The following is a 24,803-nucleotide window of genomic DNA, read 5'->3' on the forward strand; positions in this document are numbered from 1 at the left end:
AGGTTACAATTTCGGGCTTGGAGGTGTGGCCGAGTGGTTTAAGGCACCGGTCTTGAAAACCGGCGAAGGAGTGATCCTTCCGTGAGTTCGAATCTCACCGCCTCCGCCAGGACAATCAGTGAAGACGGGCCTTTCGGCCCGTTTTTCATTTGTTCCCGGCAAAGAACCCGCCAATACCGAGCCATCGGCATCCGCCGCGGGTACTAACGTTGGACGATCACGGTTGACAGTCCCGGTCAGCACCCTGCGATGCCGCGACAGGTCATCGCCACGTACGCAATCGCGCTCGAGGACAACGCCGGCAGCACCACGTCGAGCACCTTATAGTTATCCCACTGCCACGGAAACCATCCGACCGCCCAGACCGTGGTGTCGGATGCGCCGGGCGTCTTGGTCGCGCTTTCCATCTCTAACTTCTTGCGTGACCAGTACCAAACGACCACGGCGAGCGCGCCGACCCGGAAATCGAACAGCAGGCCGAGCGGGATTTGAATCAGCAGCCCTTCAACGCAGTGAGACAGCGAGAGCCGCCAGCGTTGGGCAGCAAACCATGCGAGCAGTCGCCTCATCGGCTTCCTCAATGAATGACGCTCTGCGCGCCAGCAAAGGGCGCGTCCAGATCAACGCTGTACCGCGGCCGGCGACAACTCGACGCCGCGTCCGACCTCGTCCGGCCTAAACCAGCGCAGTCGCCTCAACCTCGATCTTCAAGCCGTAATGCAATTGAGGGACCGGCACGACCGCGCGCGCCGGCCGTGCTTCACCCGCCCAGCGCGCGTAGATCTGATTGAAGCTCGCCCAGTGTTCGACATCGACGATATAGACCCGCACCTGCACCAGTTGCGCGATGCTGCTGCCCGCTCCTTCGAGCGCAGCCTGCACATTAGCCAGCACCTGTTCGGCCTGAACCTCGAACGTAGCGCCGGAGCGCTTCTCGCCCTGCGCGTCGATCGGCAACTGTCCTGAGACGAACACAAATCCATTTGCGATCGCGACGTGGCTATAGTGGCCGCCCGGCTTCGCGAGACCAGCGGGGTTATCCGTGTGCGGCAGAGGCGTGCTGTGCTGGGTACCAGCCATGAAGCAACTCCAAATGACGGCGCGTGGCTATGCGCATGACGCTGCACGCGAGTTACCGACGCGGCCGCGCCTCTTTCGCGAAAGCACTGAAGGCGTCACGCGAGACTTTACCGCTGCGGACGATGCAGCGCCTCGCGTGATCCACCGAGCAAATCCGTTCAAACCACGCGCCGCACGCGTCAAACGCCAAGCAGATCCAGCTTTTCGCGCGCGTCCGCGCAACGGCGATTCAGGTCACGGTGCATCAACTGACTATCGAGCAGTGTCGATACGTCAGACAAACCGTAATCAAAGCGCAAGACGTATTCGATGTCCGTGTAATCGTGATATACGCCGCTGTCTGCCAGCTTCTGCGCTTCGGCGAAGGCAGCATGTTGCCGCTCGCCGTTCATCAAATCTCTGATCGCCATGATTGCCGCTCCGAGGAACAGTGTCTCCATCATAGCAACGCAAATTGAACCGCACGGTCGCGCGCACGCAACACCTGGTGTTTTCCGTAGTCGCTCTGCTACGTGCAGGGCGGGCTGGCGGAAGCACCCTGCGCGTTGGCTCAGGAGCCGTTGCGCAGTTCATTCAGGCAAACCGGATCGCTGTCGCCGAGCAGAGCGCCGTCAGGCAGCAACCACGGGCGCCTTCTTTCCATGCCACCTGACCACCAGAATCCGGCCGACGTAACACAGCGTGCCCGCGACACCGATCACGATGCCCATTCCCTTGGGCGAGCCGTCCTGCCAGAGCCCAACGGCCAGACTCGACAGAGCGCCAAGCGCCAACTGCACCGCGCCGAACACGGCGGCCGCAGCGCCGGCATTCATCGGATAGCGATGCATCAGATCGGTGGTGCAATTGGCGGACAGCAGCCCCACCACGCCGACCACAAAGAACAGGCCGAACACGATCGACCACAAGCCGCCCCAGCCGGTCAACGACACGAGACAGACAAACCACGACCCGCCGCAACTGACGGTAGCCGCAAACGAAATGATCGGCAGCGAGCCGAGCCGGCCGACCAGACGCGTATTCATCAAGTTGCCGAACATGATGCCTACGATATTCAGTGCGAACAGAAACCCGTAATGCTGTGCCGACACATGGAAGTACTCGATGTACACGAACGGCGTCGCCGTGATGTAGGCGAACATCGACGCGAACGCCATCCCGCCGCATAACATGTGTCCCCACGCGACCGGATCGCGCAGCAACTTGCCGTAGGCGCCGAACGATTGCAGCAACGCCGACTGTGCACGCTTTTCGCGCGGCCACGTTTCCGGCACCTTGAGGAATGCAGTGACGGCGCACACGGCACCGAACAGCGTCAGCACGACAAAGACGACGCGCCAGCCGCCGAGCAGCAGCAACTGCCCGCCGATCAGCGGCGCCAGTAACGGCCCGATCGACGTCACGATGGCGAGCATCGACAGCACGCGCGCGGCGTCGGACGGCCCGTGCGCATCGCGGGCAATGGCGCGCGCCAGCACCGAGGCCGCGCCCGCGCCCAGCGCCTGCACGAAACGGAACGTCACTAGCGACCCGATCGAGAAGGACAGCGCGCACGCGACGCTCGCCAGCGCATACATGACGATGCCGCCGAGCAGCACGGGGCGTCGACCGTACGTATCCGATAGCGGACCGTACAACAGCATGCCGATCGAAAAGCCGAACATGAAACTGGTGAGCGTCGTCTGCGCGGTACCGGTGCCGACCGCGAAGGCCTGCGCAATGGTCGGCAGACTGGGCAGATACATGTCGATGGAAATCGGCCCGCACGCGGCAAGCGCGCCGAGCAACAGAATCAGCCGGCCATCAGGCCGGCGTCTGGTGACGTGAGACATGGGAATCCAGATGAAGCGCTCCGCCGTCATTGGCAGCGAAACACGGTGAAACGGGGAAAACAGCAGCTTGACGGCGTCAATTGTACGCGAGGGATACAACAATCGCCGCGTCCCGTCCGTATAGAGCGGGGCGTCCGAGCGCTACGACAAGCACGGCGCCGATCGGTTAAGCTGCCGCCTGAACGATTCTTGCGCAATGCGAACATGCGCCGTTGCGCCCTCTTCATCGCTTTCTCCCGACCTTGTCATGACTGCTTTCCTGCTGATCTGGAGCCCCAAAAAATGGCCGTGGCCCGAGTTACCTGACGTGGCGAAGCGTGTTGCCGCGGGCGTGGCGGTAGCGGACGTGTGGGGTTGCGGGTTTGCGCGCGGCATCCTGCCTGGCGACCGCGTGTTCCTGCACCGTGTCGCGCAGGAACCCAAGGGCGTCTTCGGTTCCGGCTATGTGACGCGAGCCCCGTACGAAGTCCCCGACCCGGCGACCAGGCGTGGCTACCGCTTATGCATCGACTTCGTGTACGACTGGCTTGTCGACGCACACGAGGGGGTTGTGATCCCGCGCGAGATGTTGCGCACGCATCCGTTTTCGGTACAGACGTGGGACGCACAGAGTTCGGGCACGATCATCAAGCCGATCGCTGAAGGCGCGCTGGAAAAGCGCTGGGCCGAGCTAACCGGCAAGCGCAAACCACCGAAGCTCGACGCCCCGACGGGACCTACACGCTCCAGCAAGGCAACGGCCCACGCGGCAGCGGCCGAGAAAACCGCTGCGAAAGGCCACGCCGAGCCAAGGCTCAAAGCGCCGGCGACGAAACAAACGCGCAAAATCTGATCGACGGCGAGGAGCAACCGCAAGGCCAAGTCAGACCTACGGTTTGCGAAGTACCGTTCGGCGCGTGCAGCGCCGCCGGAAGAATGACTGCCTTGTCACTCACGTGGAGTGCGCGAGGACACCGACTCCAGATGCTCCACTACCCCCTCCAAGCCAGGAGACCCGCTTAAGCGTTAGACAGTATGACTCCCGTGAGGCGAAGGCTGGCCTGCCGTGAGGAATCAAACGCGGGTTAGCATTGCTGCCAGAGCCGCGCGGTGTGGACAGGGCCACACCCGGCGATTTCCACTCGGAGGCCAGCATGGAAGACGATAGCACGCTGTACGTCGGTCTGGACGTACACAAGGACTCGATCACGGTTGCCTATGCCCTCGGCTCGGGCGAGGTCCAGCTGCTCGGCAAGACCGGTACGACGCGGACCGATATCGATCGCCTGTGCAAGCGCCTGCAGTCCAAGGCGCGCCGCATCCGCGTCGTCTACGAGGCGGGCCCGTGCGGCTATGGGCTTTACCGGCAACTCATCCAGAAAGGGTTCGACTGCATGGTGTGCGCACCTTCACTGATTCCCAGAAAGCCCGGTGAACGTGTGAAGACCGATCGACGTGATGCCGTGAAGCTCGTGCGCACTGCGCGCAGGCGACCTGTCAGCCGTGTACGTGCCCACCGTGGAGGATGAAGCGTTCCGCGATCTGGCGCGTACGTGGGTCAGTGCCAAAGACGATCTGAAGCGTGCGCGGCAACGGCTGAAAGCCTTTCTGCTCTCGCATGGGGTGCGCTATACAGGCCGCGCCGACTGGGGAGCGGCGCACCGGCGCTGGCTGGGCGCGCATGCATTCGACAGTGCATGGCAGCAGCTGGCGTTCGAGGAACATCGGCGCGCGATCGAGGACCGCCTCGCGCAATGCGAGCGCCTCGAAGCCGCGCTGCGCGAGGCCGTCGTCAACTGGCGCTTCTATCCGGCCGTGCTGGCCCTGCAGACCATGCGCGGCGTGCAGTTCACCACGGCCGTGGGCATGCTCGCGGAACTGGGTGAGCTGTCACGTTTTGCACACCTGCGCCAGTTGATGGCCTGGCTGGGCGTGACGCCCTCGGAACACTCGTCAGGCGAGAAGCGCCGTCAGGGCAGTATCACGAAGAACGGCAACAGCTACGCGAGAAAGCTGCTCGTCGAAGCTGCCTGGAGCTACCGGCATACGGCCCGTGTCAGTCCCGACATCCAGCGCCGCCACGAAGGCATCCCCAAGCCGATCGTTGATCGCGCCTGGGACGCACAGGTGCGGCTGTGCCGACGCTATCGCAAGCTCATCGCGCGCGGCAAGCAGAAGAACATCGCGGTGGTCGCGGTTGCCCGCGAACTGGCAGGTTTTATCTGGGACGTCAGCCGGCTCGCGATGTCGCTGGCCGTACCGCACGAGGTGCGCCTGGCATGATGCAACATCCAGCCCCGTTGCCCCAACCTGACACTGGAGGAGTTTCCTGAAGGCGGCGTAGCCCGGCACACGAGTAACCCGCGACACCGCTACGCAACGGATTGCATCCGACTTGCGGCTTTAGATTGCGGCAGGCTCATTGGGCGGACCTCTGTAATGCGGTACCCAACCCGCGGATATCAGCGTGATCCACCGTCGAGATGTACTGCTACGTCGCCCTCAGGAAATTCAGGTAAATATGAATTTGAGAAACCGAAAAACCGATCCCGATTGACACCGGGAGTCATATCAGCGGTGTGAAGCCGCTTTCTTTTGCCTACTTTTCTTTGCGGCCGGCAAAGAAAAGTAGGTGCCGCCCCGCACAGGGGCAGCGCCAATAAACCAATAAAAAAGCAAGGAAAGGCAACACCACAGGCACACAGAGATAAAGCGCCGCGAAGGCAGAGAAAATCAGGAAAAAGCACAGGAAACAGCACCCCCACCCCAGAGGGGCAAACACAAAACCTCTTCACGCTGACTCCGGTACAATTTCCCCACCAACCCCAGCGCCGCGCGAAGCGCAAAAAAGGCATCCTCCCGCGCCGCTGCGCAATCCCGAATTCAAAGGCATCGCCACCACCCATGTCCAAAAACCAGACCCTCTTCGACCGCGCACAGCGCACCATCCCAGGCGGCGTGAACTCGCCGGTAAGAGCATTCCGCTCAGTAGGCGGCACCCCTCGCTTCATCGAGCGCGCCGAAGGCCCCTACTTCTGGGACGCCGACAAAACCCGCTATATCGACTACATCGGCTCGTGGGGCCCGATGATCCTCGGCCACGTCCACCCGGAAGTCCTCGAAGCGGTCCAGCGCGTACTGGTGAACGGCTTCTCGTTCGGCGCCCCGACCGAATCGGAAGTGGAAATCGCCGAAGAAATCTGCAAACTGGTGCCGTCGATCGAGCAGGTCCGCATGGTATCGAGCGGCACTGAAGCGACCATGAGCGCGCTGCGTCTCGCGCGCGGCTTCACGAACCGCAGTCGCATCGTCAAGTTCGAAGGCTGTTATCACGGCCACGCGGATAGTTTGCTCGTCAAAGCCGGATCGGGCCTGCTCACGTTCGGCAATCCGACTTCGGCAGGCGTGCCGGCGGACATTGCCAAGCACACCACCGTGCTCGAATACAACAACGTCGCCGAACTCGAGGAAGCGTTCAAGGCGTTCGGCAACGAGATCGCGTCGGTGATCGTCGAACCGGTCGCGGGCAACATGAACCTCGTGCGCGCCACGCCCGAATTCCTGCAAGCATTGCGGCGTCTGTGCACCGAGTACGGCTCGGTGCTGATTTTCGACGAAGTGATGTGCGGTTTCCGCGTCGCCCTGGGTGGCGCGCAAGAGGTCTACGGCATCACGCCGGATCTCACGTGTCTGGGCAAGGTAATCGGCGGCGGCATGCCGGCGGCAGCCTTCGGCGGACGGCGCGACATCATGGCTCACCTTGCGCCGCTCGGTGGCGTCTACCAGGCGGGCACGCTGTCGGGCAATCCGATCGCGGTGGCCGCGGGCCTGAAGACGCTGCAACTGATTCAGGCGCCGGGCTTCTATGACACGCTCGCCGCGCGCACCACGCGTCTCGTGCAAGGTCTTGCGAATGTCGCGCACGAAGCGAAGGTGCCGTTCGCGGCCGATTCGCTCGGCGGCATGTTCGGCCTGTACTTCACCGAGTCGATCCCGACGAGCTTCGCCGAAGTCACGAAGAGCGACGTGCCGCGCTTCAATGCGTTCTTCCACAAGATGCTCGACGCGGGCGTGTACTTCGCACCGTCGGCGTATGAAGCCGGCTTCGTGTCGATCGCGCACGACGAGGCGATCGTCGACGCCACGATCGACGCAGCGCGTGGCGCGTTCGCCTCGCTTGCGGCCTGAGGCCGGCGACAACACGAACGCGAACCCGACACTCAACGACAGCCTAGTTACCGTACCCGACCGGACACCGATGTTTTCGCAAACCGATTTCGTCCATATGGAACGCGCGCTCGCGTTGGCCAGGCGCGGCATGTACACGACCGACCCGAATCCGCGTGTCGGTTGCGTGCTGGTCAAGAACGGCGAGGTGATCGGCGAAGGCTTCACGCAACCGGCCGGCCAGGACCACGCCGAAGTCCGCGCACTGAAAGACGCGCGTTCGCGCGGCCATGACCTGCGCGGCGCGACGGCCTACGTGACGCTCGAGCCGTGCAGCCACTTCGGCCGCACGCCGCCGTGCGCGAATGCGTTGATCGACGCGCAGGTCGAGCGAGTGGTCGCGGCGATGGAAGACCCGAATCCGCAGGTCTCCGGGCGCGGCCTCGCGATGCTGCGCGATGCCGGCATCGAAGTGCGTTGCGGGCTGCTCGCCAACGAAGCACACGAACTGAACATCGGCTTCGTGTCGCGCATGACGCGCGGCCGCCCGTGGGTACGCATGAAAGTGGCGGCGTCGCTGGACGGCCGCACCGGTTTGCCCTCGGGCGCCAGTCAATGGATTACCGGCGAAGCGGCGCGCGCCGACGGTCACGCGTGGCGCGCCCGTGCATCGGCGATTCTGACCGGCATCGGCACCGTCAAGGAAGACGATCCGCGCATGACCGTGCGCGCCGTCGACACGCCGCGCCAGCCGCAACGCATCCTGATCGACAGCCAGCTCGACGTGCCGCCTGAAGCGCAGATTCTGGCGGGCGCGCCGACCTTGATCTTCTGCGGTAATCTCGATCAGCGTCATACCGAACGCGCTAACGCGCTGCGCGATCGCGGCGCGGAGATCGTGCAACTGGCCAATGCGGCCGGCAAGGTCGACCTGCCCGCGATGCTGAAAGTACTCGGCGAACGCAGCGTCAACGAACTGCATGTCGAGGCGGGCTACAAGCTGAACGGCTCGCTATTGCGCGAAGGCTGTGTCGACGAACTGCTGGTTTATCTCGCCCCGAGTCTGCTCGGCACGGACTCGATGAGCATGTTCAATCTGCTCGCGCCCGACACGCTCGAGGGCCGCGTGCAACTGAACTTCCACGCGGTCGACCGGATCGGCGACGATCTGCGGATTCTCGCGCGCTTCGTGCCTCATCCCGCACCCGAAACCGAGCCCGGACCCGCACCCCAACCTACTTCGAATTGATCAAGGAACCAGCACGATGTTTACAGGAATCGTCGCGGCGGTCGGCCGCATCGCATCAGTCAAACCCCTCGCTGACGACGGCAAGACAGACGGCGACGCGGGCGTGCGCCTGAACGTCGAAGCCGGCGGCCTCGATCTCGACGACGTGCAACTGGGCGACAGCATCACGATCCAGGGCGCCTGCATGACGGTCGTTGCAAAAACCGCGCATTCGTTCGAAGTCGACGTGTCGCGCGAAAGCCTGAACTGCACGGTCGGCTTAGGCGAGCCCGGCGAGGTGAATCTCGAGAAGGCGCTGCGCGCGCATGACCGGCTCGGCGGCCATATCGTGTCCGGGCATGTGGACGGCCTCGGCACGGTCACGCATTTCGCGCCGGTTGGCGAATCGCATGAACTGCGCGTTTTAGCGCCGCGTGAGATCGGCCGCTATCTAGCGTACAAAGGCTCGATTACCGTCAACGGCGTGAGCCTGACCGTCAACTCGGTTAAAGATCGCGACGACGGCTGCGAGTTTTCGATCAACCTGATTCCTCATACGGTTCAGGTGACCTCGCTGAAGAATCTGCATGAAGATTCGCAGGTGAATCTGGAGATCGATCTGATTGCGCGATATGTGGAGCGCATGCTGTCGGCAGCGTCACCCACAGGACGCTCGTAACTTGTTGAACCAGACCGAGTTTTGGGTTTAATCGTCGCCGACTTACTCGGCGATCCGCTGCCGGAACCACTCCGCCAGCGCAGCTTCTTCGAGCGCGCCAGCAGCCACCATTTCCATAGTCCTGACCGCGTCAGCGGGATCAAACTTCAGCCGATAGCCGTTGTCTGCAAGGAAAAGGCGCGCAACCACCCAAGCGGTTCTCTTGTTGCCGTCCGCGAAGCCAAGATTCCGCGCCAACCCGTAGGCATACGCGGCGGCGAGCGCCGCCGCGTCCGCACCCGCATACACATCGAGATTCTGTGGCCGCGCCAGCGCTGATTCCACAGCCCCTTTGTCGCGCACGCCATCAAGGCCGCCGTGCTCAGCCAGTTGTCGATCATGGACAGCGTAGGTCAAATCGGCACGAACCCACCGCCATGCCGTCATTTGGCCAACGCTCGCAGGATATCGCGATCATCGTGCATGATCTCTTCCGCAAGTTTCATTTGGCGTTCAAAATCCGGGTTGTACGGCGTAATCCGGTAGCCACCTTCAGGTGCCTCGGTCAGATACACCGTATCGCCCTTCTGTACCTTGAGCCGTACCATCGCCTCCTTGGTAAGAATGAAACCTGCCGAAGCCCCGACTGTCGTGACCTTGAATGTAAGCATGACGCCCTCCGCACTATATAATGATTATTATATAGCAGCCAATCACCAAAAGGACAAGGATTGAGCGGCTTCCCCCCAGTTCGTGTTCAGGGGCAGAAACATGACCATCCCATTCGCGACGCTGCCACGCCCCCTGAAATAAACGAGTTGAAGCAGCTACGAGCCGAAAACGCGCGACTCCGTGCCTTGCTCGAAGCGCACGGCATTGACGCGCGACCGTCGATGGCGGTACCTGTTGCCCTGCAGCGGCCCGAGCCATCTCGCCTGAGCACGGACGAGAAAATCATTTTGTTCCGTCGTCTGTTTCAGGGTCGTACAGACGCATATCCGGTTAGGTGGGAAAGCAAGGCCGGCAAATCTGGCTATTCGCCCGCGTGTGCCAACGAATGGAGACCCGGCATTTGTGAAAAGCCACGCATCAAATGCGCCGACTGCGGCCACCGCCTTCTGATACCGCTATCCGATCAGATCATCTATGACCACCTTGCCGGTAAGCATACGATTGGCGTCTACCCCTTGCTGGCTGATGATACCTGTCGTTTTCTTGCCGTCGATTTCGATGAGGCCGACTGGCGGGAAGATGCGCGGGCTTTCAGATCTTCATGCACCGAACTAGGCGTACCGGCCGCGCTCGAAATATCGCGCTCCGGCAATGGCGCGCACATCTGGATTTTCTTCCAGTCTGCCGTCCCTGCACGGGATGCAAGGCGCCTTGGCACCGCGATTATCAGCCACACATGCGCGCGGATGCGGCAACTTAAACTGGCGTCCTACGATCGGCTTTTCCCAAACCAAGATACGATGCCGAAGGGTGGTTTCGGCAACCTGATTGCACTGCCCCTGCAAAAGACGCCGCGTGAGCAGGGTTGCAGCGTTTTCGTCGACGGGGACTTCCAGCCCTACGCGGACCAGTGGGCCTATCTGGCGTCGATCCAGTCGATGGCAGCTGACTCGATCGAGCAGACCATCGTGGATGCTACGGGCGGCACTCACCCTCTCGACATAACCTTCACCGAGGAGGACCAGCAGGAACCGTGGAAAATGCGCAGAAGCCGGCAAGACGCATTGCCGCGTCCTATGCCGGCTTCGCTCTCTGTCACCGCGGCCAATCTCGTCTATTTCGAGAAGGCGCACCTCCCCCAACCCCTGCTAAACCGGCTGATCCGCCTTGCCGCCTTTCCAAATCCCGAATTTTTCAAGGCCCAGAGCATGCGTTTCCCTGTCTGGGACAAAGCACGGGTTATCGGTTGTGCGGAAAACTACCCGAAGCACATCGCGTTACCGCGCGGATGTCTCGACGCTGCCCGCAAGTTGCTTCGTGACAACAGGATTCGCTGCGAACTCCACGACGAGCGGTTTTCAGGCAAGCCGCTTGATGTTGCCTTTTCAGGCACGTTGCGAGCCGACCAGGAAGACGCCATCGCGGCGATGCTTCGACATGACACTGGGGTGCTATGTGCTCCAACCGCATTCGGCAAAACAGTGACCGCGGCAGCCCTGATCGCCCGACGCGGGGTCAACACGCTGGTCCTTGTACACCGAACCGAACTGCTCAGGCAATGGCAGGAACGGCTGCGTGCGTTTCTGGGTGCCGGCAAAGGCATGGTCGGCACAATTGGCGGTGGCAAGGCGAAGCCAAGCGGGAAAATCGATATTGCCGTCATGCAGTCGCTTTCGCGTCAGGGCGACACGGACGAGTTGATCGAGCACTACGGGCATGTGATCGTGGACGAATGCCACCATCTCTCCGCCGTCTCATTCGAGGCATTGCTGAAGCGCGCCAAGGCAAAGTATGTGCTCGGGCTTACCGCGACGCCGATCCGGCGAGACGGTCAGCATCCGATCATATTCATGCAGTGCGGATCGATCCGCCATACAGCCTCACGACCGGACACAGCGCCACACGACCTTGAGGTCATTCCCCGAATCCAGTCCGCGACGATTGATCTGCCCGCCGAAGCAGGCATTCAGGATGTTTTCCGGCATGTCGCTACCGACCCGCACCGTACAGCGGCCATCGGGAACGAGGTGGTCAATGCGCTTTCGAGCGGGCGCAAGATTCTCGTTCTGACCGAGCGCACCGAACACGTCACCGCCATCGGAGAAGTCCTGACCGAAAGAGTGGGAAAGATTTTCACGCTGCATGGGCGCATGTCGAAGAAACAACGAAATCTCGTAATCGCCGAACTCGAAGCGTTGCCGGCAGATGCTCCACGAGTGATTCTGGCAACCGGCAAGCTCGTGGGCGAAGGTTTCGACCATCCGCCACTCGATACGCTCGTCCTCGCAATGCCCATTTCGTGGAAAGGTACCCTCCAGCAATACGCTGGACGACTACACCGCGAGCACATAACGAAAGTGGATGTTCGTATCATCGACTTCGTCGACACAGGGCATCCGGGCTTGCTTCGGATGTGGGACAAGCGCCAGGCCGGCTATCGGGCAATGGGATATAGGATAGATAGTCCAAACCCGACCCACCGGCTTCTATAGTGGTCGTCCAGAGGCCGGAGGTGCAAAGGTTCAGCCAGCAGCAACGTAGCGAACAGTAACTGCCGACATCGACAACGAAGATTGAAACGTGAGCGAATACCAATATTACGAATTTGCCGCAGTCGACCGACCGCTTACCGGGCAACAGCAAGCCGAGTTGCGAAACCGCTCCACGCGCGCGACGATCACCGCCTCCAGCTTCGTCAATGAATACCACTGGGGCAATCTCAAAGGTGATCCGCTCGACTAGGTAGAGCGCTATTTCGACGCCCACGTCTACTCCGCTAACTGGGGTAGCTGCCGCCTTCTCTTGCGACTGCCGCGGGCAATATTCGATGCACGGTCGCTGCTCGAATACACTGGTCGCAGGAAGCGCCCGATACGGTCGCAATTTGCGAAGGCATTCGATGTCATCGACGCCGGCGAACATTGCCTCCTCGACTGGTGGTTCAACGGCGACGCTGGAGAGCACGTTCACTTCTCGGAAGAAGCTGGCGGCGAAGGGTGGATGGTGCGGCTGCTGCCCATCCGCGACGAACTGCTCAGAGGCGATACACGTCCGCTTTATCTCGGCTGGCTAGCCCGGCTAGGCAATGGCGAATTGCGCGACGATGATTGTGAACCGCAGTTGCCGGACGGACTCAAGACACTGACGCCTGCGCAAAACGCCCTTGCTGAATTCCTGATGCTCGATCCGGACTGGCTCGCCGCTGCGGCAGAAACGAGCGCTCCACTGGCTGCCGGGTCCGACGATAATGGCCGGTTCGATCCTTGGCTGCTCGAGTTGACGAAAGATGAAATGCGGGCTGCGCTGTGCATGCTGCTCGAAGGACGGAGCCAGGAAGCCGAACGAACCCTTCGGCGCAGGTTCCTCATGCGGGAGCAGGCACGGGTGCCCAATCGTGCCGCACTGCCCGAACGCCGATCTGTAGTCGAGATTGCCGCACAGGTCGGTTCTCACCGTGCCATTCGCGAACATCAAGAGCGCAAGGCGCGCGAGGCCGCCGAAGCGCGACGCAAGGCAGAGCGCACCAGCTACCTTACGTCGCTACTTGAAGATGAGGACAGCGCCTGGTCCGCCATCGATACAAAGCTCCAGCGTGGATCAGGATCGTCCTATGATCAGGCTTTCCGGGCACTGCAGGATCTTGCCGAAGCGTACTCAGGCGCCAAACGCGAGGCGACATTTCGACGCCGGCTTGTACGACTGATGGCGCAGCACGGGAAACGCAGGGCCTGGGTTACCCGGTTGACGAAGGCTGGGTATATGTGGGAGCCAAAGCGGTGAGCAACGGAGTAGTGATCGCCCTCGGTGCAGAACGAGTGAAACAAAACGCCCGCATCATGTGAAGCGTCATTTGCGTCCATTGCAGTCTCGCGACAGACGCTGCCACTTGACGGTATTTCCGACGGTATACCAGCCACATTTTTGCGTAACCGCCTTGCAGGCCAAGCGTTTGCCGTTAGATTCAACGCAATTGCGCGGTATGTGAAGCGCATGCTGTCGACGTCGCAAAACGCGGGGTAATGGTCGACTTGCGCTGTAAGTAACGGCGCTGGATTAAACCGTCCTATCGACCGCGGCGAGCGCCCTCGCTGGCGGCGTGCATCGAGATGCCTGGCGCCCGCCAGTCAGCCAAACGGCCTATGCCATCCGGCGCAGGCGACTTGGAGGCGCGCGTGGCGTAAAATACGCGCTTTCTTCGAAAATCTTGCCAACATGACGCTCGCCTCCACTCCAGAGATCATTGCCGAACTGAAAGCAGGCCGGATGGTGATCCTCGTCGACGAAGAAGACCGCGAAAACGAGGGCGACCTCGTGATCGCCGCCGAATTCGTCACGCCGGAAGCGATCAACTTCATGGCCCGTTATGGCCGCGGCTTGATCTGCCTCACGCTCACGCAGGAACGCTGCAAGCTGCTGAACCTGCCGTTGATGACCTACCGCAACGGCACCCAGTACGGCACGGCGTTCACCGTCAGCATCGAAGCAGCCGAAGGCGTCACCACCGGCATTTCGGCGGCCGACCGCGCCCGCACGATCGCCACCGCGGTCGCGCCGGACGCGAAAGCCGAGCACATCGTGCAACCGGGCCACGTGTTCCCGATCATGGCGCAGCCCGGCGGCGTGCTGGTGCGCGCCGGCCACACCGAGGCCGGCTGCGACTTCACCGCGCTGGCAGGCCTCACGCCGGCCGCGGTGATCTGCGAAGTCATCAAGGACGACGGCACGATGGCGCGCCTGCCGGACCTGATGGAATTCGCCAAAGAGCACGATCTGAAAATCGGCACGATCGCGGATCTGATTCACTATCGCAGCCGCACCGAATCGATCGTCGAGCGCATTTGCGAACGCACCATGCAAACCGCGCACGGCGCGTTTCGCGCGGTAATGTATCTCGACCAGCCGAGCGGCCAGCCGCATATCGCGCTGGTGCGCGGCACGCCGACCCCGGAGCTGGACACGCCGGTGCGGGTGCACGAGCCGCTGTCGGTGCTGGACCTGCTCGAAGTCGGCGAATCGACCCACTCGTGGACGCTGGATGCGGCGATGAAAGAGATCGCCCAGCGCGACCTCGGCGTGATCGTGCTGCTGAACTGCGGCGATTCGAAAGACCACCTGATCGACGTTTTCAAGGCGTTCGACTCGAAAGAAAAAGCCGAGGCGCTCAAACGCCGGCCGGTCGACTTCAAGACTTACGGTATCGGCGCGCAGATTCTGCGCGAACTCGGGGTCGGCAAGATGCAGGTGCTGTCGAACCCGCGCAAGCTGGGCAGCATGTCGGGCTACGGCCTCGAAGTCACCGGCTTCGTGCCAATGCCGGGCAGCACCGCGCCGGTTCCGCATCAAGGCTGATCCGACCATTCACGCGCTTAGCGCTCACTCAAAACACTACGGAATTCACATGGAAATCGGACAATACCAACCGAATCTCGACGGCGACGGACTGCGCATCGGCATCGTCCAGGCGCGTTTTAACGAACCCGTCTGCAACGGCCTCGCCGATTCTTGCATTGAAGAACTCGAACGCCTTGGCGTCACCGGCGAAGACGTGCTGCTGGTCACCGTGCCGGGCGCGCTGGAAATCCCGCTGGCGCTGCAAAAGCTCGCCGAAAGCGCGCAATTCGACGCACTGATCGCGCTGGGCGCCGTGATTCGCGGCGAGACGTACCACTTCGAACTGGTGTCGAACGAGAGCGGCGCGGGCATCACGCGCATCGGCCTCGATTTCGGCATTCCGGTCGCCAACGCCGTGCTGACCACCGAAACCGACGAGCAAGCTGTCGCACGCATGACCGAAAAGGGTCGTGACGCGGCGCGCGTGGCCGTCGAAATGGCCAATCTCGCTGTCGCGCTCGAGCAACTCGGCGGCGATGACGAAGAAGAAGACGAAGAAGAGGAAGAGGCATGAAGAGCGCACGCCGACGCTCCCGCGAACTGGCCACGCAGGGGCTTTACCAGTGGCTGCTGTCGGGCTCGCCCGGCGGTGAAATCGACGCGCAACTGCGCGGCGCGCAGGGCTTCGACAAGGCCGACCACGAACATCTGGACGCCATCCTGCACGGCGTGATCCGTGACTCGGAAGCGCTCTCAGCCGATATCGCGCCGTGCCTCGACCGTCCGATCGACCAGCTCTCGCCGGTCGAACGCGCGGTGCTGCTGGTCGCCGCATTCGAACTGAAGAATCACGTCGATATCCCCTATCGCGTGGTCATCAACGAGGCGGTCGAACTGGCCAAGACGTTTGGCGGCGCGGACGGCTACAAATACGTGAACGGCGTGCTGGACAAGCTGTCAGCGCAACTGCGCGCCGCTGAAACGCAGGCGGCTCGCAAGCATTGAGCGTGAGGCGCATGCGCCATGCGCCTCGCTGGAAACGCCGGAGTGCCGGCAACTGGACCGCTGGACCGTTCGCAAGGACGCCGCTGCGCGCATGAACGCATGCGCGGGGCGCCGTCCCGCCTTTGCTTCTGAATTGGATTGGATCGTATGAACTCCGTGACCGAACCCTTGGTGCGGCTTGCTGCCCGCGTCGACGCCATCCAGCCTTTCTATGTGATGGAGCTGGCCAAGGAAGCCGCGCTGCTGGAGCGCGATGGGCGCGACATCATTCACATGGGAATCGGCGAACCCGATTTCACCGCCCCTGAGCCGGTCATCGAGGCCGCCGCCAGCGCGCTGCGCCGCGGCGTCACGCAATACACCAATGCACTCGGCCTGCACGCGCTGCGTGAAGCGATCTCGGCGCATTACGCCGAGGCCTATGGCGTCAGCGTCGATCCGGCGCGGATCGTCGTCACGGCGGGCGCGTCCGCCGCGTTGCTGTTAGCGTGCGCGGCACTGGTCGACCGCGATGACGAAGTGCTGATGCCCGACCCGTGCTATCCGTGCAACCGGCATTTCGTGATCGCCGCCGAAGGCAAGCCGGTAATGGTGCCGAGCGGCCCGGCCGAACGTTTCCAACTGACCACCGCCGATGTCGAGCGTCTGTGGAACGAGCGCACCCGAGGCGTGCTGCTGGCGTCGCCGTCGAACCCCACCGGCACGTCGATCGAACCGGCCGAACTCGAGCGCATCGTCAAGACCGTACGCGCACGCGGCGGCTTTACGATCGTCGATGAAATCTACCAGGGCCTGAGCTACGACGCGAAACCCGTTTCGGCGCTCTCCTTCGGCGACGACGTCATCACCGTCAACAGCTTCTCGAAGTACTTCAACATGACCGGCTGGCGTTTGGGCTGGCTGGTGGTGCCGCCGGCGATGGTCGGCGCGTTCGAAAAGCTCGCACAGAATCTGTTCATCTGCGCGTCGGCGCTCGCGCAGCACGCGGCGCTGGCTTGTTTCGAACCGGAAACGATCGCGATTTACGAAGCGCGCCGCCTCGAATTCAAACGCCGCCGTGACTTCATTGCACCGGCGCTGGAATCGCTGGGCTTCTCGGTGCCGGTCATGCCTGACGGCGCGTTCTACGTGTACGCCGATTGCGGCACGGTCGCGCATCCGGCAGCCGGCGACAGCGCGGCGCTGACCAAGGCAATGTTGCACGATGCGGGCGTGGTGCTGGTCCCCGGTATGGACTTCGGCACGCATGCGCCGAAGGCGTACATCCGGCTCTCGTATGCGACCGCCTATCCGAAGCTGGAAGAAGCGGTCGAACGATTGGCAAAGCTGTTCGGGCGGCATTGATCGAAGGCACGGAACGGCAGCAAGGTCTGACGAGACTGATTGCCGCGCGGCGCAGTGCCAAACGAAAAAAGGACACCCTAGGGTGTCCTTTTTCTTATTGGAGCCGCCTCTCGCGTCACGCCGACCGGGAGCCAGCAACCTCAGGCGCCCAACTCCGAAGCCGACGCCACATGCTTGGTAGCGTTGGAGCTAGCGTCGTCCTGCTCCGAAACCGGCGCCTTCACCGGTGCTGCCGCGCTCAGCGGATGACTATTATCGAGCGTTACCTGCACGCGCTTGCCGTTACCCGCTGCGGTAGCCGTAGCCGTGGTCGACGCGGTCAGAGCCGGCGCCTGCGGTGCGTTGACCGGCACCTTGCGGCCACGCGCCACATCGCGCAGACGGCCCCGCTCGGCCATGACCTTGGCGCCGTAACCGCCATCGTCCTGCGAGGTCGAGCCGACGTACAGACGCAAGCCGCCCGGCAGCGAACCGCCGCGTGCGATGCAATCCTTCAGCACCAGTGCGCCCACCTTGATGTTCGCGACCGGTTCGAGCGCCGCGCTCTGGCCACCGAAATACTGGAATTTGTCCGAATGCACTTTGGACATCACCTGCATCAGGCCCTGCGCGCCCACGCCGCTCTCGGCGTACGGGTTGAAGCCCGATTCGATCGCCATCACGGACAGCAGCAGGAGCGGATCGAGACCGACTTCGCGGCCGGTGTCGAACGCCGCTTTCACGAGCTCGCCGACCGGCCCCTGAGCGACGCGATAGCGCCGCGCCAGGTACGAAGAGACCAGATCCTGCTCGCGGCTCGAAACCAGCACGCGATCGTCGCGTGCGTCGGCCGAGACGCGTTGCTGCGGAATCAGCCGCGCCAGCGCGCTGACGCTGTGCATGGTGCGCGGGTCGAGCCCGTTTAGCGCCGCCACGCCCATTCCGGCCGTGCCGCTACCGTCGAAAGCGCCGTCGAAGCTGGTGTTGCTGGCGGTAACGCCATTGTTGCCGTTGTTCGAGCCGCTAGCGGCGTCGTTGCTGGTCGAATTCGCGGACAGCGAGTCTTCAGAGGACGCGCCGGCGGGCGGCCCGAAAGCCGGCAGCGGGTTGCCCTGCAGCAGACGGGCGGGACCGGCTTGCACAGCGGCCGAAATGACCGGCATCAACTTGGCGGCGAGTGTTCCGCGCCAGGCCGGCATCAGCCACAGCGCGAGTGCCAGCACGACAGCGAAACCGCCGACGATGCTGAACAGGTGATGACTCATTCGCGTCCCGCGACGCAACGCACCACGCACAACTTGCGCGATACGCTCATCGGGACGCCACGATAACCAGGCGTTCATTCAGATCTCCCATGTTGCATGATCCGCGAACTCCGCCAGTTGAACAGGCGGTAACACACATTCGCAGAGTCAAGACATCGCGCGCTCTGTCTGGTTAGGGCAGCTGCGACGTCGGGAAAACGGCAAATACCGTTTGTGGGGAGCCATCTTGCAAAGAGACCGCGGCATGCCAAAAAAACATGCAGGCGGAGGCTCCCACGCGAAAAACCAGCGTCAACAGGCGCTGGCGAGGACTTCAGTAAGACCGTCAAATACCGTGCAGGGGGGTCGGTAAACGGTGACGCGTTGCGTCTGAAGGGACCGGGGGCGGTGGTAAAAAGGTTCACGCCCTGCAACCAATGTGGACGGATTCTATGCAGGGTTTTATAGATCGTCAACACTATAGACAGGTAAATGTATAACTAATTGTAATAATGAACAGTGTTCAGCGCGTGGAAAACCGCGCCGTACGCGCCTCTTCGGCTATCTCGATTAGCGCCAGCCAGTAGGATCATTCGGCTGATCTACGTGCCCCAGTCAACACAGGTAAAATCGACAATCGTTTTGGCGCTGCAAAGACCTGCTGCGCCCTTCATTCCAGCCGCTCGCGCGGCACTGAACCGGACCAGATGAAATACAAAGACCTGCGCGACTTCGTCGGCCGTCTCGAAACGATCGGGGAACTGCGCCGTATCCCGCAAAACGTCTCGCCAATCCTGGAAATGACCGAACTGTGCGATCGCGTGCTACGCGCCGGCGGTCCGGCTTTGCTGTTTGAGAGCAAGCAGGAGCATGCGTTCCCGGTGCTCGGCAACCTGTTCGGCACACCGCGCCGCGTCGCGCTCGGCATGGGTGTCGACGCGCAAGCCGGTGAAGGGGATGGCGCCGCGCTGGAGTCGCTGCGCGACGTCGGACGCCTGCTGTCGGCACTCAAGGAACCGGAGCCGCCCAGGGGGCTCAAGGACGCCGGCAAACTGTTTTCGCTTGCGAAGGCTGTTTGGGACATGGCGCCGAAAACGGTGAGCGCGCCGCCCTGCCAGGAAATCGTCTGGGAAGGCAACGATGTCGACCTCGCGAAGCTGCCGATTCAGACCTGCTGGCCGGGCGATGCGGGACCGCTGATCACATGGGGCCTGACTGTCACAAAAGGTCCGAATAAGAGCCGCCAAAACTTAGGCATCTACCGCCAGCAACTGATCGGCCGCAATAAATTGATCATGCGGTGGCTCGCCCATCGCGGCGGCGCACTCGATTTCCGCGAATTCGCGCTGCAGAATCCGGGCAAACCGTATCCCGTGGCCGTGGTTCTTGGCGCCGATCCGGCAACCATCCTCGGCGCGGTCACACCGGTGCCCGACACGCTGTCCGAATACCAGTTCGCCGGACTGCTGCGCGGCGGGCGCACGGAGCTCGCCAGGTGCATTACGCCGGGCGTCGACACTTTGCAGGTGCCGGCGCGCGCCGAGATCGTGCTCGAAGGCTTCATCTATCCGCAGGAAGGCGCGCCCTCGCCTGCCCCGGCCGGTGCGCCGCCGCGTCCGGCCAAGGGCGCCTCGGCCGCGTACGAACACGCGCTGGAAGGCCCGTATGGCGACCACACCGGCTATTACAACGAGCAGGAGTGGTTCCCCGTCTTCACGGTCGAGCGCATCACGATGCGGCGCGACGCGATCTATCACTCCACCTATACCGGCAAGCCGCCCGATGAACCCGCCGTGCTCGGCGTCGCCCTCAACGAAGTGTTCGTGCCGCTGTTGCAGAAGCAGTTCACCGAGATCACCGATTTTTACCTGCCGCCTGAAGGATGCAGCTACCGGATGGCGATCGTGCAGATGAAGAAGAGCTACCCAGGCCATGCCAAACGGGTGATGTTCGGCGTGTGGAGCTTCCTGCGGCAATTCATGTACACGAAGTTCATCGTCGTGGTCGACGAGGACGTGAATATTCGCGACTGGAAGGAAGTGATCTGGGCGATCACCACGCGCATCGATCCGGCGCGCGACACCGTGCTGGTCGATCGCACGCCGATCGACTATCTGGATTTCGCGTCGCCGGTGGCGGGGCTCGGTTCGAAGATGGGACTCGACGCGACCAACAAATGGCCCGGCGAAACCGATCGCGAATGGGGCCGCCCAATCGTGATGGACGACGCGATCAAACATCGCATCGACACGCTTTGGAACGAGTTGGACCTGTAACGCGAGCCTGTAAAACAGAACAAGTCTGAATAACAAAACTGATGGAACAGTTGCGCGAATGCATGCCTTTTCAATGATGTCGGATGGCTTTTTTCTGTCGTTGTCGTTGTGCCTGGATATCGGTCTCGTCAACGTCGCAATGATTTCGCTGACGCTCTCGCACGGCTTCAAACCGGGCTTCTGGCTGGGTCTCGGCTCCTGCATCGGCGATCTGATTTACGCGGCGCTCGCGCTCGCGGGCATGGCGGCGTTGCTACAGTTCGAATCGGTCCGTTGGGTCGTGTGGATCGGCGGCGCGGCGATTCTGCTGTTTCTCACCTGGAAGATGGCGCGCGAAGCGATGTTCCCGGCATCGGCGCCGCCGGTTGCAGGCGAGGCGGACCCGAATGCGCCGCATCTGTCAGCGTGGCGCGGTTTTCTGCGCGGCGTGTTGCTGGCGGTGTCGTCGCCGTCTGCGATTCTGTGGTTCGCGGCAGTCGGCGGCGCGCTGATCGCGAAAGCCGGTGCGACCAGCGTGACCACCGCGCCGGTGTTCCTCGGCGGCTTCTTTCTCGGCGGCCTGTGCTGGACGATCTTTATCTGCGGACTTGGCAGCCACGGACGCAAACGCGCCGGCACCGGTCTGCTGCGCGCCTGTCACGTGCTGTCGGCACTGCTGTTCGCGTACTTCTCGTATAGCGTGATCGTCAACGGGTATCGCGATCTGATCGTGCAGACGGCGCACGCGGCGAGCTAAAAAAAACGGCTCGCGTCGACGAGCCGTTTTCCGTCTTTCCAAAACCGTAGCCTAATACGTAGCAACCGACGTATCAGGCGAGATACTGCGCCAGCTTCGCCAGATCGACGTTGCCGCCGCTCACCACCACGCCCACGCGCTTGCCCTTCACCGGCACGATGCCGTTGAGCACCGCGGCCGCGGCAAGGCAGCCCGTCGGCTCGACCACGATCTTCATGCGCTGCGCGAAAAAGCGCATCGTCTCGATCAACTGCTCGTCGCTGACCGTTTCGATTTGCGTGACCAGCTTCCGGATGATCGCGAAGGTGTAGTCGCCGAGATGGGTGGAAGCAGCGCCGTCCGCGATCGTGCGCGGCGCGTCGATATGCACGATCTCGCCGCGCGCGAGCGACTGCTGGCCGTCGTTGCCCGCTTCGGGCTCGACGCCGATCACCGTGCACGCCGGGCTCAAGGCCGCCGCCGACAATGCGCTGCCGCCGATCAGGCCGCCGCCGCCGAGGCAGACGAACAGCATGTCGAGCGGCCCGGTTTCTTCGATCAGTTCCTTGACAGCCGTGCCCTGCCCCGCGATTACGTGCGGATGGTCGTACGGCGGAATCAGCGTCATACCGCGTTCTTCGGCGAGCCGCCGGCCGATCTCTTCGCGATTCTCCGTGTAGCGGTCGTAGCTGATCACTTCACCACCGTAGCCCCTGGTCGCCGCGACTTTGGCGGCGGGCGCGTCGTGCGGCATGATGATCGTCGCGCGGATGCCTGCAAGGCGCGCCGACAACGCAATCGCCTGCGCATGATTGCCCGACGAATACGTCAGCACACCCGCCGCGCGCTGCGTCGCATCGAAGTGCGAGATCGCGTTGTAAGCGCCGCGAAACTTGAACGCGCCCATGCGCTGAAAATTTTCACACTTGAAGAACACCGAGGCTCCCGTGCGCTCGTTGAACGTGCTCGATGTCAGAACGGGGGTGCGGTGCGCGACGCCTTCAAGGCGTGCAGCGGCGTCGAGTACATCGTCGAAAGTGGGGGCGGGAAGCACTTGCATCGGCGAAACTCTCCAGAGCGGTGGCTAAACAGCCATTCTCCCAGCTTCGACAATGCTTTGGAATGTACTCGTGCGACGGCCCTCTGCCCTCAGGACTAACGCGGCCTCGCAAAACAGCAACGGCGTAACCCGGCGATCAAGCCGGCGTTACGCCGTCAACAACTCATCTAACACTCACTCTGCCGTGATTAGCGGCGATAGTAACCATGCCCGTAATAACCGTGGCCGTAATAGCCACGGTAGTAAGGACGGCCATAACCGTAATAACCGCCTACCACGACAGGCGGTGCATAGTAGACCGGCGGCGGTGCATAGTAGACCGGCGGTGGCGGTGCGTAATAGACCGGCGGCGGCGCGGCGTAAACCGGATACGCCGGCGCGATCGGAATCCCGATACCGATACCGACAGAAACGTGCGCCTGCGCAGCAGTGGCGAGCCCCACGCCGAGTGCGGCGGCAACGACAAACGGAACGACCTTTTTCACTTTTGTTCTCCTGGCGCGGCCCACTAAGGTCGCCGACTTGCATGCTTTGCATGCTACAAAATCAATGTATCGAAAAAGTCATCGCGTATCTGTTCGCATTTGTTGCAAATTGCAATCGGTGGAAATAGGTCGCAAGCGGCATTCGTATGACGCGCCGCGATCGGATGGCGTAGCGGGCTGAAAACTAAGGGGTTAAGCGAGTCCGAAGGGCGAGAATGAGCCTCCTGACGGATCCCGGCGCGCAATGCGCTGACTTGTCAGTAATCTTTGATTACAAATTAGCTTCAATCCTGACGGCCCAAACGAAAAATGCCCGGCACAACCGCGCCGGGCACCTCTTACCCTCAAGCAGGCGAAGCTTTCAGCCTACTTTCACATAGGCGAATTCTCTGGAGACGTTAGGTGGGACGTATGCGCCACTGATGCGCACGCGAGGGGTCAAGCGCTTCCTCTGATCCCACCAGCGACGGCGCTGCGAATGCGTCAAGAACCGCAAGTGTTTTCGGTAAGAAAAAATATTCATCGTTACCTCCCGAATCTGACTGCGAGACGAACAACCCAGAACAGCAACTGCCAAACCGGCTCAGCAGCAAATTGTGAGCAGTTTTTGAGTCCACAGGACGCACGCCGCCGGATGACCGGCCGGGCACGCCATATCGCGCGCAAATTGATCTGAGGAAAGCGGGCGCCCAAGCCGCGCCATCGGCGGGCGGATGCGCGATACTTCTGCTTTCCCGTTCAACTGTCCCGTCTGGAGCAGGCAACCATGTCCCAGCCCTCTCTGCCACGTCTCGGTTTCATCGGTGCGGGCCGACTCGCGCGGTGTCTCGCGCACGGCTTCTCTCGCGCCGGCTATCCGGTCACGGCGGTGGCGAGTCGCACGGCAGCCTCGGCCAACCGGCTCGCCAGTCAAATCCAGCATTGCGCGGCATTCGACGATCCACAACAGGCCGTCGACGCCGCCGATATCGTCTTTTTAGCTGTTCCCGATGACAGTATCGGTACGACAGCGCACACACTGCGCTTCGCCCCGGACGCCGCGGACGGTCCGCACGCCAAGGCGCTCGTGCATTGCAGCGGCGCCTCGCCGGTCGAATTGCTGGCGCCGGCGCGCGACCAGGGCGCATCGATCGGCGGCTTTCATCCACTGTACCTGTTTAGCGGCGATCTCGCCGACATCGAACGGATCGCCGGCTGCTCGGTCACGATCGAGGCCGACGGCGCGCTTAAAGAGGCGCTGACGGCGCTGGCCGTCGCGTTGCGCTGCCATCCGCTGTCGATCCCGGCGGGCGGCCGCATGCTGTATCACGCTGCCGCGCACTACGCCGCCAGTTTCGCGCTGTGCAGCCTCGCTGAATGCGTCGCGCTGTGGCGCACGCTGGGTTTTGCCGAAGACGACGCGCTGCGCGCGCTGCTGCCGATGCTGGCCGGCACCATCGAAACCGCCCGCGACAAAGGCCTGTCCAATGCGCTGGCCGGCCCGGTGTCGCGCGGCGACACTGGCGTCGTGGAGAAGCAGTTGGCGCTGCTGGAAGGTCTGGGCGGCGATCATGCCGCGCTGTACGGTTTGCTGTCGCGGCGCGCAGTGGGGCTGGCCGAGCGCCGCGCCAAGCCACCCGCTGCGATCGACGCGATCGCCGAGGTCGTCGAAGAATCGCTTAACCGTTCGCTGAATCAGGCGGCAGCAGGTGCAAGCGTCAAGTAAGCCGTGATAATGTGACGACCGGCGCCGCGCGCAATCCGCCAGC

Annotated in this window: 23 protein-coding genes, 1 tRNA gene and 1 pseudogene; 16 read left to right on the forward strand and 9 right to left on the reverse strand. The window is 62.4% G+C overall.

The genetic code is table 11. The features are described from left to right. Nucleotides 1-19: 19 nt before the first annotated feature. Nucleotides 20-109, forward strand: a tRNA-Ser gene (locus tag AC3WOG_RS16375). A gap of 127 nt (nucleotides 110-236) precedes the next feature. On the opposite strand, the gene AC3WOG_RS16380 is transcribed toward AC3WOG_RS16375, so the two are convergent. The 4 genes from AC3WOG_RS16380 to AC3WOG_RS16395 all read right to left on the reverse strand — a co-directional run bounded on the left by AC3WOG_RS16380 (nucleotide 237) and on the right by AC3WOG_RS16395 (nucleotide 2,912). Beyond that, a complete protein-coding gene (locus tag AC3WOG_RS16380) occupies nucleotides 237-569 on the reverse strand; it encodes a hypothetical protein (RefSeq protein ID WP_492578956.1) in 333 nt (110 codons plus the stop codon). 106 nt (nucleotides 570-675) lie between these two features. Further along, nucleotides 676-1,080, reverse strand: coding sequence for a RidA family protein (locus AC3WOG_RS16385; RefSeq protein ID WP_492578957.1), 405 nt, complete (start codon nucleotides 1,078-1,080; stop codon nucleotides 676-678). A gap of 179 nt (nucleotides 1,081-1,259) precedes the next feature. Continuing rightward, entirely contained in the window at nucleotides 1,260-1,490 is a 231-nt protein-coding gene (locus AC3WOG_RS16390; RefSeq protein ID WP_492578958.1) for a hypothetical protein, read from the reverse strand. Nucleotides 1,491-1,691: 201 nt separating this feature from the next. Then, on the reverse strand, nucleotides 1,692-2,912 hold the full coding sequence (locus AC3WOG_RS16395) for a Bcr/CflA family multidrug efflux MFS transporter (RefSeq protein ID WP_492578959.1): 1,221 nt from the start codon (nucleotides 2,910-2,912) through the stop codon (nucleotides 1,692-1,694). 247 nt (nucleotides 2,913-3,159) lie between these two features. On the opposite strand from AC3WOG_RS16395, the gene AC3WOG_RS16400 reads away from it, so the two are divergent. The 5 genes and pseudogenes from AC3WOG_RS16400 to AC3WOG_RS16420 all read left to right on the forward strand — a co-directional run bounded on the left by AC3WOG_RS16400 (nucleotide 3,160) and on the right by AC3WOG_RS16420 (nucleotide 8,965). Next, the gene (locus AC3WOG_RS16400; RefSeq protein ID WP_492578960.1) at nucleotides 3,160-3,744 is read left to right on the forward strand and encodes a hypothetical protein; all 585 of its coding nucleotides are present in this window, start codon (nucleotides 3,160-3,162) and stop codon (nucleotides 3,742-3,744) included. Nucleotides 3,745-4,045: 301 nt separating this feature from the next. Next, nucleotides 4,046-5,174: pseudogene (locus tag AC3WOG_RS16405) on the forward strand (IS110 family RNA-guided transposase). A 621-nt stretch (nucleotides 5,175-5,795) separates the two neighbouring features. Beyond that, on the forward strand, nucleotides 5,796-7,079 hold the full coding sequence (gene hemL / locus AC3WOG_RS16410) for a glutamate-1-semialdehyde 2,1-aminomutase (protein ID WP_492578961.1): 1,284 nt from the start codon (nucleotides 5,796-5,798) through the stop codon (nucleotides 7,077-7,079). 70 nt (nucleotides 7,080-7,149) lie between these two features. Further along, nucleotides 7,150-8,307: a bifunctional diaminohydroxyphosphoribosylaminopyrimidine deaminase/5-amino-6-(5-phosphoribosylamino)uracil reductase RibD gene (ribD, locus tag AC3WOG_RS16415; RefSeq protein ID WP_492578962.1), complete on the forward strand. Its 1,158-nt coding sequence runs from the start codon at nucleotides 7,150-7,152 to the stop codon at nucleotides 8,305-8,307. A gap of 16 nt (nucleotides 8,308-8,323) precedes the next feature. Next, entirely contained in the window at nucleotides 8,324-8,965 is a 642-nt protein-coding gene (locus AC3WOG_RS16420) for a riboflavin synthase (protein WP_492578963.1), read from the forward strand. Between the two features lie 42 nt (nucleotides 8,966-9,007). Here AC3WOG_RS16420 and AC3WOG_RS16425 read toward each other — a convergent pair whose 3' ends face one another. Beyond that, a complete protein-coding gene (locus tag AC3WOG_RS16425; RefSeq protein WP_492578964.1) occupies nucleotides 9,008-9,391 on the reverse strand; it encodes a type II toxin-antitoxin system death-on-curing family toxin in 384 nt (127 codons plus the stop codon). Then, on the reverse strand, nucleotides 9,388-9,615 hold the full coding sequence (locus AC3WOG_RS16430) for an AbrB/MazE/SpoVT family DNA-binding domain-containing protein (protein WP_408442142.1): 228 nt from the start codon (nucleotides 9,613-9,615) through the stop codon (nucleotides 9,388-9,390). Before AC3WOG_RS16430 ends, AC3WOG_RS16425 begins: the two co-directional genes overlap by 4 nt. A 60-nt stretch (nucleotides 9,616-9,675) precedes the next feature. On the opposite strand from AC3WOG_RS16430, the gene AC3WOG_RS16435 reads away from it, so the two are divergent. From AC3WOG_RS16435 to AC3WOG_RS16465, 7 genes are all read left to right on the forward strand, one after another. Further along, nucleotides 9,676-12,108, forward strand: coding sequence for a TOTE conflict system archaeo-eukaryotic primase domain-containing protein (locus tag AC3WOG_RS16435; protein WP_492578965.1), 2,433 nt, complete (start codon nucleotides 9,676-9,678; stop codon nucleotides 12,106-12,108). Nucleotides 12,109-12,196: 88 nt separating this feature from the next. After that, nucleotides 12,197-12,358 carry a hypothetical protein gene (locus tag AC3WOG_RS16440; protein ID WP_492578966.1) on the forward strand — a complete coding sequence of 54 codons (162 nt, stop codon included), beginning with the start codon at nucleotides 12,197-12,199 and terminating at the stop codon, nucleotides 12,356-12,358. A 60-nt stretch (nucleotides 12,359-12,418) separates the two neighbouring features. Further along, nucleotides 12,419-13,396, forward strand: a complete 978-nt coding sequence (locus AC3WOG_RS16445) for a hypothetical protein (protein ID WP_492578967.1) — start codon at nucleotides 12,419-12,421, stop codon at nucleotides 13,394-13,396. A 432-nt stretch (nucleotides 13,397-13,828) separates the two neighbouring features. Then, nucleotides 13,829-14,965 carry a bifunctional 3,4-dihydroxy-2-butanone-4-phosphate synthase/GTP cyclohydrolase II gene (gene ribBA, locus AC3WOG_RS16450; protein WP_492578968.1) on the forward strand — a complete coding sequence of 379 codons (1,137 nt, stop codon included), beginning with the start codon at nucleotides 13,829-13,831 and terminating at the stop codon, nucleotides 14,963-14,965. Between the two features lie 49 nt (nucleotides 14,966-15,014). After that, the gene (ribH, locus tag AC3WOG_RS16455) at nucleotides 15,015-15,521 is read left to right on the forward strand and encodes a 6,7-dimethyl-8-ribityllumazine synthase (RefSeq protein WP_115098789.1); all 507 of its coding nucleotides are present in this window, start codon (nucleotides 15,015-15,017) and stop codon (nucleotides 15,519-15,521) included. Further along, complete coding sequence (gene nusB / locus AC3WOG_RS16460; RefSeq protein ID WP_054037337.1) at nucleotides 15,518-15,952, forward strand: transcription antitermination factor NusB; 435 nt, start codon at nucleotides 15,518-15,520, stop codon at nucleotides 15,950-15,952. Before ribH ends, nusB begins: the two co-directional genes overlap by 4 nt. A 147-nt stretch (nucleotides 15,953-16,099) precedes the next feature. Then, entirely contained in the window at nucleotides 16,100-17,296 is a 1,197-nt protein-coding gene (locus AC3WOG_RS16465) for a pyridoxal phosphate-dependent aminotransferase (RefSeq protein ID WP_492578969.1), read from the forward strand. Between the two features lie 140 nt (nucleotides 17,297-17,436). On the opposite strand, the gene AC3WOG_RS16470 is transcribed toward AC3WOG_RS16465, so the two are convergent. Beyond that, nucleotides 17,437-18,618 (reverse strand): transglycosylase SLT domain-containing protein, encoded by a 1,182-nt coding sequence (locus tag AC3WOG_RS16470; RefSeq protein WP_492578970.1) that lies wholly within the window; start codon nucleotides 18,616-18,618, stop codon nucleotides 17,437-17,439. 608 nt (nucleotides 18,619-19,226) lie between these two features. On the opposite strand from AC3WOG_RS16470, the gene AC3WOG_RS16475 reads away from it, so the two are divergent. Both AC3WOG_RS16475 and AC3WOG_RS16480 read left to right on the forward strand, forming a co-directional pair. Then, nucleotides 19,227-20,795 (forward strand): UbiD family decarboxylase, encoded by a 1,569-nt coding sequence (locus AC3WOG_RS16475; protein WP_492578971.1) that lies wholly within the window; start codon nucleotides 19,227-19,229, stop codon nucleotides 20,793-20,795. Between the two features lie 58 nt (nucleotides 20,796-20,853). Further along, nucleotides 20,854-21,531, forward strand: a complete 678-nt coding sequence (locus AC3WOG_RS16480) for a LysE family translocator (protein ID WP_492578972.1) — start codon at nucleotides 20,854-20,856, stop codon at nucleotides 21,529-21,531. Nucleotides 21,532-21,604: 73 nt separating this feature from the next. On the opposite strand, the gene AC3WOG_RS16485 is transcribed toward AC3WOG_RS16480, so the two are convergent. Both AC3WOG_RS16485 and AC3WOG_RS16490 read right to left on the reverse strand, forming a co-directional pair. Continuing rightward, entirely contained in the window at nucleotides 21,605-22,570 is a 966-nt protein-coding gene (locus tag AC3WOG_RS16485) for a threo-3-hydroxy-L-aspartate ammonia-lyase (protein ID WP_492578973.1), read from the reverse strand. Between the two features lie 188 nt (nucleotides 22,571-22,758). Next, entirely contained in the window at nucleotides 22,759-23,055 is a 297-nt protein-coding gene (locus AC3WOG_RS16490) for a hypothetical protein (RefSeq protein WP_492578974.1), read from the reverse strand. Between the two features lie 766 nt (nucleotides 23,056-23,821). On the opposite strand from AC3WOG_RS16490, the gene AC3WOG_RS16495 reads away from it, so the two are divergent. Beyond that, nucleotides 23,822-24,760 (forward strand): Rossmann-like and DUF2520 domain-containing protein, encoded by a 939-nt coding sequence (locus tag AC3WOG_RS16495; protein ID WP_492578975.1) that lies wholly within the window; start codon nucleotides 23,822-23,824, stop codon nucleotides 24,758-24,760. The last annotated feature ends 43 nt before the right edge of the window (nucleotides 24,761-24,803 follow it).

Source organism: Paraburkholderia sp. FW306-02-B (genome assembly GCF_058782725.1).